15 protein-coding genes are annotated in these 13,798 nt (G+C 73.6%); 3 read left to right on the forward strand and 12 right to left on the reverse strand.

Annotated features, from left to right (window positions below; genetic code table 11):
- Nucleotides 1–10: 10 nt before the first annotated feature.
- The 7 genes from ACFC0G_RS24225 to ACFC0G_RS24255 form a co-directional block, all read right to left on the reverse strand.
- Nucleotides 11–382, reverse strand: coding sequence for a peptidase inhibitor family I36 protein (locus tag ACFC0G_RS24225; protein ID WP_376406568.1), 372 nt, complete (start codon nt 380–382; stop codon nt 11–13).
- Nucleotides 379–1,092, reverse strand: coding sequence for a hypothetical protein (locus tag ACFC0G_RS24230; protein WP_376406570.1), 714 nt, complete (start codon nt 1,090–1,092; stop codon nt 379–381). The genes ACFC0G_RS24225 and ACFC0G_RS24230 overlap by 4 nt, the downstream gene beginning before the upstream one ends.
- A gap of 434 nt (nt 1,093–1,526) precedes the next feature.
- Entirely contained in the window at nt 1,527–2,312 is a 786-nt protein-coding gene (locus ACFC0G_RS24235) for a polysaccharide deacetylase family protein (protein WP_376406572.1), read from the reverse strand.
- 198 nt (nt 2,313–2,510) lie between these two features.
- Nucleotides 2,511–2,888 carry a hypothetical protein gene (locus ACFC0G_RS24240; protein WP_376406574.1) on the reverse strand — a complete coding sequence of 126 codons (378 nt, stop codon included), beginning with the start codon at nt 2,886–2,888 and terminating at the stop codon, nt 2,511–2,513.
- 110 nt (nt 2,889–2,998) lie between these two features.
- Entirely contained in the window at nt 2,999–4,546 is a 1,548-nt protein-coding gene (locus tag ACFC0G_RS24245) for an ATP-dependent DNA ligase (RefSeq protein ID WP_376406576.1), read from the reverse strand.
- A 58-nt stretch (nt 4,547–4,604) separates the two neighbouring features.
- Complete coding sequence (locus ACFC0G_RS24250; protein WP_376406578.1) at nt 4,605–5,687, reverse strand: DUF6397 family protein; 1,083 nt, start codon at nt 5,685–5,687, stop codon at nt 4,605–4,607.
- Nucleotides 5,688–5,807: 120 nt separating this feature from the next.
- Complete coding sequence (locus ACFC0G_RS24255) at nt 5,808–6,221, reverse strand: roadblock/LC7 domain-containing protein (protein ID WP_376406580.1); 414 nt, start codon at nt 6,219–6,221, stop codon at nt 5,808–5,810.
- A gap of 156 nt (nt 6,222–6,377) precedes the next feature.
- Between ACFC0G_RS24255 and ACFC0G_RS24260 the strand changes: the two genes are divergently transcribed.
- On the forward strand, nt 6,378–6,803 hold the full coding sequence (locus ACFC0G_RS24260) for a PPOX class F420-dependent oxidoreductase (protein ID WP_376406582.1): 426 nt from the start codon (nt 6,378–6,380) through the stop codon (nt 6,801–6,803).
- 25 nt (nt 6,804–6,828) lie between these two features.
- Here ACFC0G_RS24260 and ACFC0G_RS24265 read toward each other — a convergent pair whose 3' ends face one another.
- The 5 genes from ACFC0G_RS24265 to ACFC0G_RS24285 form a co-directional block, all read right to left on the reverse strand.
- Nucleotides 6,829–7,452: an ATP/GTP-binding protein gene (locus ACFC0G_RS24265; protein WP_376406584.1), complete on the reverse strand. Its 624-nt coding sequence runs from the start codon at nt 7,450–7,452 to the stop codon at nt 6,829–6,831.
- Nucleotides 7,433–7,849, reverse strand: coding sequence for a DUF742 domain-containing protein (locus ACFC0G_RS24270; RefSeq protein WP_376406586.1), 417 nt, complete (start codon nt 7,847–7,849; stop codon nt 7,433–7,435). Before ACFC0G_RS24270 ends, ACFC0G_RS24265 begins: the two co-directional genes overlap by 20 nt.
- A 13-nt stretch (nt 7,850–7,862) precedes the next feature.
- Complete coding sequence (locus ACFC0G_RS24275) at nt 7,863–8,297, reverse strand: roadblock/LC7 domain-containing protein (protein WP_317592368.1); 435 nt, start codon at nt 8,295–8,297, stop codon at nt 7,863–7,865.
- Nucleotides 8,294–11,473, reverse strand: coding sequence for a nitrate- and nitrite sensing domain-containing protein (locus ACFC0G_RS24280; RefSeq protein WP_376406588.1), 3,180 nt, complete (start codon nt 11,471–11,473; stop codon nt 8,294–8,296). Before ACFC0G_RS24280 ends, ACFC0G_RS24275 begins: the two co-directional genes overlap by 4 nt.
- A 122-nt stretch (nt 11,474–11,595) precedes the next feature.
- On the reverse strand, nt 11,596–12,423 hold the full coding sequence (locus ACFC0G_RS24285) for an MHYT domain-containing protein (protein ID WP_376406590.1): 828 nt from the start codon (nt 12,421–12,423) through the stop codon (nt 11,596–11,598).
- Nucleotides 12,424–12,574: 151 nt separating this feature from the next.
- On the opposite strand from ACFC0G_RS24285, the gene ACFC0G_RS24290 reads away from it, so the two are divergent.
- Together ACFC0G_RS24290 and ACFC0G_RS24295 are read left to right on the forward strand one after the other, a co-directional pair.
- A complete protein-coding gene (locus ACFC0G_RS24290; protein WP_376406592.1) occupies nt 12,575–13,216 on the forward strand; it encodes a class I SAM-dependent methyltransferase in 642 nt (213 codons plus the stop codon).
- A 370-nt stretch (nt 13,217–13,586) separates the two neighbouring features.
- On the forward strand, nt 13,587–13,751 hold the full coding sequence (locus ACFC0G_RS24295) for a hypothetical protein (RefSeq protein WP_376406594.1): 165 nt from the start codon (nt 13,587–13,589) through the stop codon (nt 13,749–13,751).
- Nucleotides 13,752–13,798 lie beyond the last annotated feature (47 nt).

A 13,798-nucleotide genomic window follows, 5' to 3' on the forward strand; every position in this document is an offset into this window, starting at 1 on the left:
CCCGGCCGGTTCAGCAGCCGGTCGACCAGATGTGGGAGTCGCCGCGGTCGTTGGCGGCGCCGTTGTATCCGACCTCCTGTCCCGGGGCCAGACAGATGGTCATGCTCCCTCCCTGCCAGGCGCTCTCGTAGACCCGGACGTGGTCCTTGATGCCGGGTCCCGAGATGCCGTGGTTGACCCAGGAGGAATCGGTGTCGGAGATCCAGCTCTCCCACCAGCCGTCGTCGCCGCTCCAGTTGGCACGCTGGCCGCCGAAGTTCGAGTCCTGCCACACGCAGAACTCCCCGCTGGGGCATTCGGCGGCCCCTGCGGAGGTGGAGAGGGCGAGGCCGGCGGTGACGGCGAGCAGGGCCGCTCCGGAGAGGGCGAGGATGCGCTTCACGAGTGGTCGTGGCCTTTCTGCGGGTGGGTGGGCGCGGGCAGTGCGACTGCCCGCAGCAGCGCGCGGTCGCGCAGCTGCCGGTATGCGGTGAGCTCGTCGCGGTGCAGGGAACGCACCACGATCAGCTCGACGGACTCCAGCCGGGCACGGACGTCGTCGAGTCCGCTCTCCCGGGCGCAGCGGGCCGCGACGGCCGGATCGGGGCCGGCGGGGCGTGGACGGTCGGGTGGGGTCGCGCACCGGGTCCAGCGGGCGAGCGCCTCCTGGTGGGCGGGGTCGTCGCGCATACGGGCCTGGGCCTCGGCGCGGAGGTTGTCGACGGTGACCTGGGCCCGGAACCAGCGGCCCAGGTCGCCGTAGAGCCGGCCTCGCGCGGAGGCGAGGCAGCCGTCCTTGTGGGCGGTGACGGTGGCACCGGTGGCGAGCGTGACGGAGAGCTCGCGGGGCCCCGCTCCGAAGAGCGCGGCCTGAAGGGTCCGGTCCTCGTCCGGGGCGCGGGCCCGTGGCGTGAGGGTGAGGCCCCGGTCCGCGAGGCAGTCGACGACGAGCCGGTGCTCGGCCGCTTTCAGGAGGGTGTCCTGGGCTGCCCGATCGGCCGGGACACCCGGCTTCCCGGACCCCTCAGGTCCGACGACGGCGCAGCCGGAGAGAAGCAGGGAGGCGGCTGCGGTGACGAGGGCGCGGCGGGCGCGCGGTGTGCTGCGGAGCATGGGGTCCCCTTCGAACGTCCCAGGTCGGCGGGGTCCGGGTGATCGTCCGGAGGGCCCGGGAAGATCACTGCCCGGGGCCGGTCCGGCCATGCCGAGGCTCACTCGAACGGGTCGAACGCGCCGGATCGCGCGCCCCTTGGGCGCCCTCAGGAACCCCTTCAGAAGCCGTCACGGGGCCGCTGGTGCCGCTGGTGCCGCTGGTGCCGCGCGGGAATGCCCAGGCCTGGTCCAGGGAACGACAAAGCCCCGGTTGGACGGGGGATTCCAACCGGGGCCGATAGCCGTGACACGAAGAGCGGTCACCTCTAGGGGGGGACCATGGGGACCGGACCCCTTCGACGTCACATACGTATGAACGGAAAACCTTTCCCGAATGTTCCATGTACTACCGCGTGGGCGATGTGAGTCACCTCACCCGGTTTCGACAGGTCCGGTCAGTCCTTCTCGGGGCCGTAGACGACCCCGGGCTCGGCCTTGCCGGGAGCGAGGAGTTCGGGCACCGTCACGAAGGTGAAGCCCCGGCGCTTGAGCTCGTCGACGATCGAGGGGACGGCCGGGACCGTTCCGTCGTAGATGTCGTGGAGCAGGATGATGCCGTCGCGCTGGGCCTGGTCGACCACCCGCTGGCGTATCAGCGCGGAGTCGGTGGTGGAGTAGTCCTTGGCGGTGACGGTCCACAGGATCTGGGCGAGGCCCAGCTCCTTGCTGACCTCGGAGACCGTGTCGTCGGTCCGGCCCTGCGGCGGGCGCATCAGGGTGGGCTTGCGGCCGGTTATCTTCTCGACGGCGGTCTGGGTGAGGGCCAGCTCCTCCCGTACCTCGGCCTCGTCGAGACCGGTGAGTATGCGGTGGCTCCAGGTGTGGTTGGCGACCTCGTGTCCCTCGTCGGCGATGCGCTTGACGACCTCGGGGTAGCGGTCGACGTGCTTCCTGCCGAGCAGGAAGAAGGTGGCGGGGACCTGCTTCTCCTTGAGGACGTCGAGGAGGTGGGGCGTGTCCTTGCCCGGCCCGGCGTCGAAGGTGAGGGCTATGCACTTCACCTTGGCGCAGTCCACGCGTCGGGCTCCCGCACCCGCCTTGTCGTCCGTTCCGGCCTTGGCCCGGGCGTCCTGCGGGGTGACCCGGTCGACCCCGCACCCGGCGAGCGTCAGCATCAGCGATGCGGCGGCGAGGACGACGGCCGCCGTTCCCCTGCGGCGGCCCGGCCTGAATCGGAGCATGGTGGAACCCGCTTTCCCCTGTGAAGGTGTGATGTCGGTACGGTCGCCACCGCCTGGTCAGGACGGATCATGCGACGTCAAGGACTCTACACACGGTGTATACAGGTGATCGCAGGGGGGGTGCTCAGGGGGGCGCGGGCATGCGTGAGCCCCGGGCGGCGCCCGTCCGCTCCGCCCGGGGTGTCCGTGCCTGACGGCTCAGCGGGAGGCGAGCAACAGGCGGGCCTCGGTCTCCTGGTCGCCGGAGACCGACTGCAGGGACTGGACGTCGAAGCCGGCGGCGAGCACACGCTCGACCTCGTCGACGGCGTGGTACCCGCCGGTGAGCGTGGCGCCGACCAGCGCGGACAGATGCGTGGGGGCCACCTCCTCGCGCCGCCCGGCGGCCGTGTCGAAGGTGGCCATCCAGACGGTGGTGGCCGGCCCGTTCGCCGCCTGCGGGCTCGGGGTCTCCATGTCCTCCAGCTGGTAGACACGGTCGAGGACGTCGAAGACGGCCTGGGCGTCCTCCCGGCAGCAGTCGCTCAGCTGCACCGTGACGTCGGTGTCGATGTGCAAGTCGTACACGTCGCTCATCTCCTCGCGGCTCGCAGCCCTCGTCGTGCCACGCGCCCTCGTGCCACGTCTCCAGCATCCCTCGCGGCACGGACTCCCGCGAGGCACCGAGCGGTCCCGTCGTCCCGAGCTCAGCGACCGCCGGTGATCGCCTCGACGGTGTCGGCCTCCGAGGCCGGTTTGTCGGGACGGTGGCGTACGACGCGGGCGAAGCGGAGGGTGATGCCGGCCGGGTACCGCGTCGAGCGCTGGAGCCCGTCGTAGGCGATCTCGACGACGAGCTCGGGGCGCACCCGTACGGTGAACCCGTCGTCCGCCACGGCGAGTTCGCCGAGCCGCCGGGTCTGCCAGCGGAGCATGTCGTCGGTGAGCCCCTTGAACGTCTTGCCGAGCATGACGAAGCCGCCGCCCTCGGCGCGCGCCCCGAGGTGGAGGTTGGAGAGCAGCCCGGTCCTGCGCCCGTGGCCCCGCTCGACCGCGAGGACGACGAGGTCCACCGTGTGGACGGGCTTCACCTTCAACCAGGTGCGGCCCCGGCGGCCGGCCACGTAGGGCGCGTCCAGGGCCTTGACGAGGACGCCCTCGTGTCCGCGCTCCAGCGTCCCGGCGAAGAACCGCTCGGCCTCCTCGACCCGTGCGGGATCGGCCGGGTCCGTGACGACGAGGCGCCGGACCCGCTGGGACTCGGGGAGCAGCCGGGCGAGGACGGCATGCCGGTCCCGGCCCGGCCGGTCGATCAGGCTCTCGCCGTCGGCGGCGAGGACGTCGAAGAAGACGGCCGTCAGCGGCAGGGCGGCCCGCGCGCCGGCCACGTCGGTACGGGAGCCCACGCGGGCGGCGATGGACTGGAAGGACGCGGGGCGCCCGGTGCCGGGATCGAGGGCGATGGCCTCCCCGTCGAGGATGAACGCGTCGGAGGGCACGGCACGGGCGCTCGCGACCACTTCGGGGAGCCGGTCGGTGATGTCGTCGAGGGAACGGGTGTGGACCCGCACGTCGTCGCCGCTGCGGTGCACCTGGACCCGGATGCCGTCGAGCTTCTCCTCCACCGCGCAGGCTCCCAGGGCGGCGATCGCCTCGGTGACGGAGGCGGCGGTGTGCGCCAGCATGGGCTGCACCGGACTCCCGACCCGCAGAGTGAACCGGTCGAGCGCGGTGACCCCGTGGGCCAGGACCGCCTGGGCCACCGGAGGCAGCGAGCCTTCGAGCATGACGGCGCGGCGCAGCTCGGCGGCGGGCACGGTGGCGGCTTTCGCGACGCCTTCCAGGGCGACGGCGTCGAGGGCCCCTTGCCGTACGTCCCCGGAGAGGAGCCGGAGCAGCAGCTCCTGTTCGTCGAGGGTCGCGGCGGTGAACAGGGCGCGGACGAACCTGTCCCGCTCCGCCCGGGCGCCCGCCCCCGAGACGGCGGCGAGCTCCGAGAGCGCGGTGTCGACGCGGGCGATCGTGAGGGCGGGCGCCTCGGCGGGCGGGACCGCCGGCGGCACGACGTTCTTGAGGACGCTCCACCCGACGCCGATCCGCCCCTGCGGGAGGCGGCCCGCGAGATAGGCGATGACGAGTGGGCTCTCCTCGGGCACGGCCTCCGCGAAGAGCTCGGCCAGCAGCGAGATCTTGCGCGAGCGCGCGGAGGTGGCGGCGACCTCCCGGGACGCCTCCGCGACACGGGCGAGCAGCATGGGCCCATCCTCCCCACACCGCGCCCGCGCCGCACGCCGACGCCCGTCCGGTGCCACGTCAGGGCCAGGCCACCGGGCGCTTCCCTCTCCCGCCGCGCGGGGCACCTGCTGTCTTCCGGCGCAGGAGCCGGTCGAGCAGCCGGGAGCGGGAGGAGCCGCCTCGCGGCGGTAGCTCCGCCCCCGGACGCACCGCGGGGAGCCGCATGGCGGGAATCTCCGACGCAGGCACCGACTCCGCCACCGAGCCCGGCTCTGGACCCGGCTCCAGGGCCGGGTCCGGCTCCAGTCCTGGGTCCGGATCCCGGTCCGGCCCCAGGCCCCGGCCCAGCGGCGGCTCCACACCTCTCGGCGGCAACGGCGCTCGCGCCGGGACCTCACCGGGGTGCGGGGCGGGGCGGTCCGCGCGTGCCTCCTCCAGGGCCAGGGTCAGGCTCATCCGGTGCCAGAGGACCTCGTCCGGCGCGTCGGCCAGCGCGAGCAGGTCGGTGATCTCGCGGGCCGCCTGAGAAACCGGCTGGCCGGGCTGCGGTGGCGGGCGCAAGCGGTCGAGGTGGGCGCGCTCGTACGGATCGCCGACCACCTCGGCCAGATGGACCGGGTGGAGCATCGAAGCGATGGCGGCCGCGCGCGCCCAGGGATCGTCCGTCGCCCGGAGGAGCAGCGCCAGACGGCGTGCCCGCCAGTTCCTCGGCCGCGCGTCCTCGTGCGCGTCCAGTCTCTTGCGCACGTCCAAGGGCAGCCGCCCCGTGAGCAGGGCCGGGTGGGCGAGGGCGAACTCGGTCACCTCTGCCGCGAGGTACCTCCACACCACCGCCCGGTAGCGGTTCAGGTAGAACCGCACCGGACTGAGGTGTCCCGTCCTGGCCAGCCGTGTGAACCGGTCCGGGGGCACGGAGAGCAGCGCGGCGGCCTCCCGGGTGCCCACCTCCCGCACCCGCTCGCGCAGGCCCTCGGGGAAGTCCGGCGCGGCCCTGAGCCGGTCGATCTCGGCCCGCTCGACACGCCGCCGCTCCCCGTCACCCACCGGCACCGTCCTCACCAGACCCAACTGCGCGGCGAGCCGGAACTCGCCGCGCCGCAGCTCCAGTTCCTCCGCGGCCTGCCCCGGTGTCACCGTGCGCGCACCTTCGTCCACCGTCATCGCGTGACCCTCCCCCGTACGTCCGTGGTCTCTCGTACTCCGACAAGAGAAACGTAACGCAGAGTGACGACACCCGTGCGGTCTGTGGACAACGCCCTGTGGACAACCCGCCGTCGGAACTCAGAACGCGGTGTCGCCCGGGCGGCCCGGCTGGCGTGCCGCCACGCCGAGGTGCTCGCCGACCCGGTTGACCAGCAGCGTCATCTCGTACGCCACCTGGCCGACATCGGCCTCGGCCGCGCTGAGGACACAGAGGCAGCTGCCCTCGCCCGCCGCCGTCACGAAGAGCAGCGCCTCGTCGAACTCCACCATCGTCTGCCGCGCCCGGCCGGCCCTGAAGTGCCGGCCTGAGCCCCTGGCCAGGCTGTGCAGGCCCGAGGAGACGGCGGCCAGGTGCTCGGCGTCCTCGCGCGCGAGACCACTGCTCGCGCCCGTCACCAGACCGTCGTTCGACAGCACCAGCGCGTGCTGTATGAACCCGACCCGTTGCGTCAGATCGTCGAGAAGCCAGTCCAGTCCCTTGTCCAGCGCCATGCGTGGTCCTCCCCCTTGGTGGTGCGTCCCCGTCGACCCGCAAGTCTTCGGCTCCGCGTGTCGTGGCAAGCCTTACGCACTGTCGTGGACAGGGCAAGCACCGCACCGCGCCCGCGCGTGCCGTCCGATGTCCGAGGCGCGAGGCACTATGGGGGCATGACGAGGATGACCGAGGATCAGTGGCGGGCCTTCGTGTCCGCGGGGACCCGTACCGGCAAGCTGGCGACCGTCCGTGACGACGGCAGTCCGCACGTCGTGCCGATCTGGTTCCTGCTCGACGGCGACGACTTCGTGTTCAACACGGGCAAGGACAGCGTGAAGGGCCGCAATCTCGCCCGCGACCCGCGGGTGTCGCTGTGCGTGGACGACGACACCCCGCCGTTCTCCTTCGTCACCCTGACCGGTCGCGCCGAACTCGGCGAGGACCCGGTCGAGTTGCGCCACTGGGCCGCCCGTCTCGGCGCGCGCTACATGGGTGAGGACCGGGCGGAGGAGTTCGGGGAGCGCAACGGCGTCCCCGGCGAACTCCTCGTCCGGGTGCGGATCGACAAGGTGATCGCCCGGGGCGGCGTATCCGACTGAGGGCGGGGCGCCGAGCACCGCGCCCTCAGCCGACGCTGTCGAGGAGCCGGGCGGTGTGCATCCGCCCGGCGTACTCGACGAGCCGGATGAGCACCTCCTTGCCCGAGTCGCGGTCGCGCGCGTCGCACAGCACCACGGGGGTGCCGCGGTCGAGGTCCAGCGCGCGGGAGACGTCGTGCGCGCCGTAGGTGCGCGCGCCCGTGAAGCAGTTGACGGCGACGACGAAGGGGATCTTGCGGTGCTCGAAGTAGTCGACGGCCGGGAAGCAGTCCTCCAGGCGCCGGGTGTCGGCGAGCACGACGGCTCCCAGGGCGCCCTGCGACAGCTCGTCCCACAGGAACCAGAACCGGTCCTGACCTGGGGTGCCGAAGAGGTACAGGGAGAGCCCGGACCGGATCGTGATGCGGCCGAAGTCCATCGCGACGGTCGTGGTGGTCTTCTGGGCGACTCCCCCGGTGTCGTCGACGAGCTCGCCGGCGCGGCTGAGCTGTTCCTCGGTCCGCAGGGGCCGGATCTCGCTGACGGCGCCGACCAGGGTGGTCTTGCCCACGCCGAATCCGCCGGCGACCAGGATCTTCAGGGCGAGGGCGGCGGTGTCCACCCCGTCGCCCGCGCCGGTACCGGTGCTCTCAGAGCGCTCGTAGGCCATCGATGACTTCCCTCAGGATTCTTTCGTCGGGGAGCTGTGCGGGAGGTACGGGCCTGCTGACGCGGACGAAGCCCGATTCGAGGAGGTCGCCGAGGAGCACCCGGACGACTCCGACGGGCAGGTCGGCGTCGGCGGCGAGCTCCGCCACCGACTGCGTCTCGGCCCGGCACAAGGCGAGCAGGGAGCGGTGTTCGGGGCCCAGGAGGCTCTCCTCGGCCGCTCCCGGCGGGTCGTCGTCGACGACGACGAGGGCGATGAGGTCGAACCGTACGTTGCTGGGACCCGGGCGGGTCCGCCCGCCGGTCATCGCGTACGGGCGTACGAGCGGCCCGGCGTCGGCGTCGTACCACTGACTGCCCGGTACGGACGGGCCGCCGCCGGTGCTGTCCTCGTTCATGGAGGTCTCCGGGTCAGCCGGCGGCCGGCGGGGTCACCGTGAGCCGCGGCGGGGTGTGCAGATGCTCGCCGACGCGCTTGACGAGGCGGGCCATCTCGTAGGCGATGAGGCCGATGTCGGCGCTGACCGAGCTGAGGACCGCGAGGCAGGAGCCGTCGCCCGCCGCGGCGACGAAGAGGAATCCGTCGTCCATCTCGACCATCGTCTGCCGGACTCCCCCGGTGTGGAACTGCCGTCCCGCGCCCTTGGCGAGGCTGTGGAAGCCGGAGGCGATGGCGGCGAGGTGCTCGGCGTCCTCCCGGCTGAGTCCGCTGGAGGAGCCGACGGCGAGTCCGTCGTTGGAGAGCACGACGGTGTGGCGGACCTCGCGGACCCGCATGACGAGGTCGTCGAGGAGCCAGTCGAGCTCACCGGACCGGTGAGGGGAGATCCTCTCGTGGTCGATCATGCGTCGTCTCCTTCGAAGCGGGGGGCCATGGGGTCGATGAGGTCGTGGTGCGGCGCGTGGGACTCGGCGCCGAAGCCGGTCCCGAGGGGACGTCTGCTGCCGGGGGCGGGGCCGCCGCCGCGCTGCCAGCCGTCCTGGTAGGCCGCCATCCGGTCCCGGACCTGCTCCGGGGTGCGCGCGTCCGTGCCGGGTGCCGCGGGTGCGAAAGCCGGGGCCGGAGCGGGTGCCTCGCGCAGCTGCGGGACGAGGTTGGCCTGCCGTACGCGGCGGGGCAGATCACCGTCGGGACCGCCGAGGGCGCCGAGGGAGCCGGGGGTGCCGGGGGTGCCGGGGGTGCCGGGGGTGCCGGGGTCCCCGTAGCCGCCGTGGTCTCCTCGCGGGCCATGAGCGCCGGGACCGGCCGGAGTCGTCGGCGGCTGCGCGGGAGTCGGCATCCGTGGCAGCGGCGGAGTCGGCGGCACCGACGACGATGCCGGCGCGGCCGGGGCCGGGGCCACCGGGGCCGGGGCCGCTACGGGCGGCGTCGGGCCGGAGGGGCCGCGCTGGCGCAGGGCGGTGACACCGGCGGGAGGGGGACTCTGCTCCGGTCGCGCCGCCAGGGCGGGGACCGCCGTCGGGCGGGTCAGGGGTTGGGGGCGGGACTGCGGGCGGGGGCGGTCCGTCGGCTGGGGACGGTTCAGGGGCTGCGGGCCGGCCGGCGGCTGCGGGGTGCCTCCCCGGGGGGCCGCGGCGGGACCGAGAGGGAGGGTCGGCGTCGGGGTACGGGGGCCCTGAGGGCGGCCGAAGCGGCGGGCCTCCGCGCGCTGCGCCTCCTCGTGTTCCCGTGCGGCGCGCGAGGCGTCCGCGACGGAGCCGCCGGCACGCGGGTCCCTCGCCCGCGGCTCGCCCGTGCGGGGGTCGCCGCCGGGGGTCGCGTCGGCCGGAGTCCGCCGCCGCCCGGCGTTCCCGGCCTGGGTGGCGGTGTCCACGCCCTCGGGGCCCGGCCCGGCGGTCGCCGGGGCTCCCCGCCCGGGCGGCAGTGCTCCCTGGAGAAGGTCGGTCGGAAGCAGCACGACGGCTGTCGTCCCGCCGTACGGGGAGGTCCGCAGATGGACCTTGATGTCGTGGCGGGAAGAGAGACGGCTGACGACGAAGAGGCCGAGCCGGTCGCTGTCGAAGAGGTCGAGGGCCTCGGACTGGGCGATGCGGGCGTTGGCATCGCCGAGGGTCTCCTTGCCCATGCCGAGCCCTCGGTCCTCGATCTCCAGGGCGTAGCCGTTGCCGACGGGTTCGCCGCTGACGCGCACCTTGGTGTGGGGCGGGGAGAACTGGGCGGCGTTCTCGATCAGTTCGGCGAGGAGGTGGGTCAGGTCGGCGACGGCGCCGCCGACGACCGCCGTCTCGGGCAGCCGACGCACCTCCACGCGCGCGTAGTCCTCGATTTCGGATACGGCGGCCCGGACGACGTTGGTGAGGGGGACGGGCATGCGCCAGGCGCGGCCGGGGGCGGCACCGGAGAGGATGATCAGGCTCTCGGCGTGGCGGCGCATGCGGGTGGTGAGGTGGTCGAGGCGGAAGAGGTCCCCGAGCTCGTTGGGGTCGTCGGCCCGCCGCTCCATGCTGTCCAGGAGGTTGAGCTGGCGGTGGACGAGGACCTGGCTGCGGCGGGCGAGGTTGACGAAGACCCCTGAGATGCCGCTGGCGAGTTCGGCTCGTTCGACGGCCGCGGACAGAGCCGCGCGGTGGACGGTGGTGAGCGCCTCACCGACCTGGCCGATCTCGTCCTGGGAGACGGGGCCGGGCGGTGCCTCGGCCCGCACGTCGATCTCCTCTCCGGCGCGCAGGCGGCGCATGGCGGCCGGGAGCTTGCGGCGCGCGATCCCGAGGGCGGTGTTGCGGAGGCTGACGAGCTCGACGACGAGGCCCCGGCCGATGCGGACGGAGATGACCAGGGAGGCGGCGACGGCGGCGAGGCCGAGCAGGACCGCCGCGCCGCTCAGGCTGAGGGCGCCGCCCGCGAAGGGGTCGGCGCGGTCGGCCGCCGCTGTGCGCGCCTCGGTCTCGATCGCGGTGAGTCCGCTCCGTACGGCGGCCAGGGTGTCGTCCCAGTCGGCGGAGGTCACGGCCTGGGCGGCGGGGCGGCCGGACGCCGCGGCGAGGACGCTGTCCTCGGCTCGGACGAGTCGGGCGTGGTCTCGGCCCGCCGCGAGCCGGGCCCACTCCGCGCGGGTGGCGGCGGGCAGGTCGGAAGTGGCCGAGGCGGTGAGGGTGCGCCGGGTCTCGACGGCTCCGGCGAAGACGCGGAACCGCTCCGGGGTGAGGCGCCCGGTGAGGTGGGCGGAGCCGAGGAGGGCGTCCTCGCGGGACAGCATCTCGCCCGCGCGGCCGAATTCGAGGAGCACGCGCGCCTCGGACCCCTGCTGGGTGTCCTGGATACCGGTGAGGGCGCCGCCGACGGCGAAGCCCGCGGAGACGGCGGCGGTGTACTCCTCGTACACCTGGTCCCCGTCGGCGCGCCCGTCGACGGCGGCGGTGCGGAGCCGGGCGAGGCCCTCGACGGTGCCGACGAAGACGCTCACCCGTGTGGGGACGTCGCCGGGCAGGTCCCCGGTGTCGCCGACGGTGTGGTCGTCGTCGAGGCGAAGACGGTCGAGGGCCGCGTCCGTGCGGCGTATCCGGTCCTCGAGTTCGGCGGACCGGGTGGCGCCGGGCGCCGCGACCTGGCGTACGGCGGCGCGCCGTTCGGCCTGGAGCGCGCCGATCGCGGCCGCCACGGGCTCGCGGATCTCGGCGTCGACGCGCTGGAGCTGGCGGAGCCGCGCGACGTCCTGTGCGGTGGTGACGGTGGCGAAACCCCAGAGGGCGAGGAGCGAGACGACCGGGACCATCAGGAGCGAGACGATCTTGGCGCGGACGGTCCGGGGACGCAGTCCGAGTCGCGCGGGGCGGCCCCGGCCCGAGAGGGAGGACCCCGAGAGGGAGGACCCCGAGAGGGAGGATCCCGGGAGGGAGGACCCGGCGGTGGGGGTGTCCGGGGCGTCCGGGGTGGTCCTGCGACCGGCAGTGGGGAAGGCCTCGGGGGCGTGGTGCGGCCCCTGCTCCTCGGCGGGTGGCCCGGCGTGTGCGCGTCGCCCGCGCGCGGCCGCCGGCGGCGGAGCCGTCGCCTCGGCGTCCTTGGTCTTGCGGGGAGTTCGCATGGGCTCCTCGTTCCGGCTGCGTCTGTCTCTGGTGCGGTGTGAAGGTGCGGGTGAAGGTGTAGGTACAGGTGAAGCTGAGGGTGAAGCGGATGGTGACAGTGACGGTGAGGGTGAGGCTCAGGTCATGAGCGGTAGGCGCCTTCGGCGGTGCGGAAGCCGGCGGGCGCAACGTCCACCGCCCGTTCGTCCGGTTCGGTGAGGCGCTCGGCCGAGGCGTACGCGGCCCGCTCCCCCGCCGTCGGGGAGAGGGCGACGAAGGCGGACGTGATGAACAGGTACGAGCCGAGTCCGACGGCGAGCGGGAAGATGAACTGCATGACCGTGGCGCCGGGGAGAACGGCGGAGGAAGGGACGACGTCGACCCGCACCGCGAGCATGCCCGTGTAGTGCATGCTGCTGACGGCCGCTCCCATGACGAGCGAGGCGACGGCCACGGCCGCCGGTGCGTGGATGTTCAGGGCCGCCCACAGCGCCGCGGTGGCGGCCACGACCGCGATCACGACCGAGAGGGCGACGAGCAGGGGGTCGAACCGGACCTGTCCGTGCAGCCGGAGCGCGGCCATGCCCATGTAGTGCATGCTCGCCACGCCGACGCCCGTGGTCAGTCCGCCGATCAGGAGCGAACGGACCCGGTCACGGCCGTACCCGACGGCGAACACGCCGACGCCGACGACCGCCATGGCCACGACCAGGCTGAGGATGGTGAGGGGAACGTTGTAGCGGATGTCGGTTCCGGTCACGCCGAAGCCGAGCATCGCGACGAAGTGCATCGTCCAGATGCCGGTGCCGATCGCGGAGGCGGCGGTGAGCAGCCAGTTCCGCCGCGATCGGCCGGTCGCGTCGAGCGCCCGTACGGTGCAGCGCAGCCCGAGGGCAGCGCCGATGCAGGCCATCGCGTACGACAGCGCGGGTGTCAGCCAGCCGAAGGTGGCGTGGTCCAGGTGTCCCATGGCTCAGGGACGCTAGTGCGCACACGGGGGCGCACCAGGGGCGCATTTCGAAAGCTGATGGAATATGACAGAGAGATGATCCCGAACGATCACACCGAGTTCGAACGTGCACACAGAACGTTCACACCTCCGGGTGGTGGATCATGAGCGCATGAGCGATGACCCCACACACGTCCGAGAGTTCTTCGGCACGCGCGCCGCCGACTGGGACCGTCGGTTCCCCGACGACGGCCCCGCGTACGCCGCCGCCGTGAGCGAGCTCGGCCTGCGCCCCGGCGACGCGGTACTGGACGCCGGCTGCGGCACCGGCCGCGCCCTCCCGCCGCTCCGCGCCGCCGTCGGACCGACCGGCACCGTGCTCGGCGCCGACCTGACCCCCGAGATGCTCGCCGAGGCGGTACGGGCGGGACGCGGCCGACCGGGGCAGGGCGCACCCGACGCTCAGGGCGACCCGGACGGCGCCGGGACGCTTCTGCTCACCGATGTCGGCCGACTGCCGGTGCGCGACGGCGCGCTCGACGCCGTCTTCGGGGCGGGGCTCATCTCCCATCTCGCCGACCCCGTCGCCGGTCTGGGGGAACTCGCCCGGGTCGTCCGTCCTGGGGGCCGCCTCGCGCTGTTCCACCCGATCGGGCGTGCCGCCCTCGCGGCCCGGCACGGCCGGCAGATCACGCCGGACGACCTGCGCGCCGAACCCCGGCTGCGTCCGCTCCTCGCCGAGGCCGGCTGGCGGCTCGTCAGCTACGTGGACGAGGACGCACGCTACCTGGCCTTGGCCGTTCGCGAAGGCTGAACCGCACGCGTGAACCGCCGTACCTGAACCGCACGCGTGAACCGCCGTACCTGAACCGCACACCTGAACCGCCGTACCTGAAGCGCCATACCTGAACGCACACCTGGACCGCCGCGTCCGAGCCGCCTCGTCCGAACCGCCGCGTGTGTCGACCGGGGCCTTCCCCCCCCCCCCCCCCCCCGCGCCGACACGCGCCGGGGCGCACGGCCATGCGGAGGGCAGACAGCCGGACACTCCGCCATCGAGGGTGATTCTGCCGATCATCGGGTGATCACCTCGTGGGCGCAAGGAACTCTCCCCCCAGTTTCAGCAGATGAACCAGGTACACGACGTGTGGATGGACACGTGCCCCGGGAAACAGGAGGAAGAGATGGCCCGCTACAGACAGACGGGCGGCGTGGCCCTCGGCGCGATGGTGCTGGGCGTCTCCACCGTGACCGGCTTCGCCCCGGCGCGCGACGGTGGTCAGGCCGGCGCGTCCGGGACCGCCGCGCACGAACGGACCGTGCGGGAGGCGTGGCGGCGGGGGCGCTGAGCCCGGACACCGGCGAACGGATCACGAGGGCCCACCCGCCATCGGAC

The sequence above is a fragment of the Streptomyces sp. NPDC056169 genome (genome assembly GCF_042268445.1).
In the GTDB taxonomy this organism is placed as follows: domain Bacteria; phylum Actinomycetota; class Actinomycetes; order Streptomycetales; family Streptomycetaceae; genus Streptomyces.

Bases quoted from the DNA above. Each gene is read 5' to 3' on its own strand.
- ACFC0G_RS24245 (WP_376406576.1), bottom strand. From the start codon at position 4,546: ATGCTGCTCGCCCGTGTCGCGGAGGCGTCCCGGGAGGTCGCCGCCACC.
- ACFC0G_RS24290 (WP_376406592.1), top strand. From the start codon at position 12,575: ATGAGCGATGACCCCACACACGTCCGAGAGTTCTTCGGCACGCGCGCC.
- ACFC0G_RS24285 (WP_376406590.1), bottom strand. From the start codon at position 12,423: ATGGGACACCTGGACCACGCCACCTTCGGCTGGCTGACACCCGCGCTG.
- ACFC0G_RS24265 (WP_376406584.1), bottom strand. From the start codon at position 7,452: ATGGCCTACGAGCGCTCTGAGAGCACCGGTACCGGCGCGGGCGACGGG.
- ACFC0G_RS24240 (WP_376406574.1), bottom strand. From the start codon at position 2,888: ATGAGCGACGTGTACGACTTGCACATCGACACCGACGTCACGGTGCAG.
- ACFC0G_RS24255 (WP_376406580.1), bottom strand. From the start codon at position 6,221: ATGGCGCTGGACAAGGGACTGGACTGGCTTCTCGACGATCTGACGCAA.
- ACFC0G_RS24250 (WP_376406578.1), bottom strand. From the start codon at position 5,687: ATGACGGTGGACGAAGGTGCGCGCACGGTGACACCGGGGCAGGCCGCG.
- ACFC0G_RS24235 (WP_376406572.1), bottom strand. From the start codon at position 2,312: ATGCTCCGATTCAGGCCGGGCCGCCGCAGGGGAACGGCGGCCGTCGTC.
- ACFC0G_RS24295 (WP_376406594.1), top strand. From the start codon at position 13,587: ATGGCCCGCTACAGACAGACGGGCGGCGTGGCCCTCGGCGCGATGGTG.
- ACFC0G_RS24260 (WP_376406582.1), top strand. From the start codon at position 6,378: ATGACGAGGATGACCGAGGATCAGTGGCGGGCCTTCGTGTCCGCGGGG.
- ACFC0G_RS24275 (WP_317592368.1), bottom strand. From the start codon at position 8,297: ATGATCGACCACGAGAGGATCTCCCCTCACCGGTCCGGTGAGCTCGAC.
- ACFC0G_RS24280 (WP_376406588.1), bottom strand. From the start codon at position 11,473: ATGCGAACTCCCCGCAAGACCAAGGACGCCGAGGCGACGGCTCCGCCG.
- ACFC0G_RS24230 (WP_376406570.1), bottom strand. From the start codon at position 1,092: ATGCTCCGCAGCACACCGCGCGCCCGCCGCGCCCTCGTCACCGCAGCC.
- ACFC0G_RS24270 (WP_376406586.1), bottom strand. From the start codon at position 7,849: ATGAACGAGGACAGCACCGGCGGCGGCCCGTCCGTACCGGGCAGTCAG.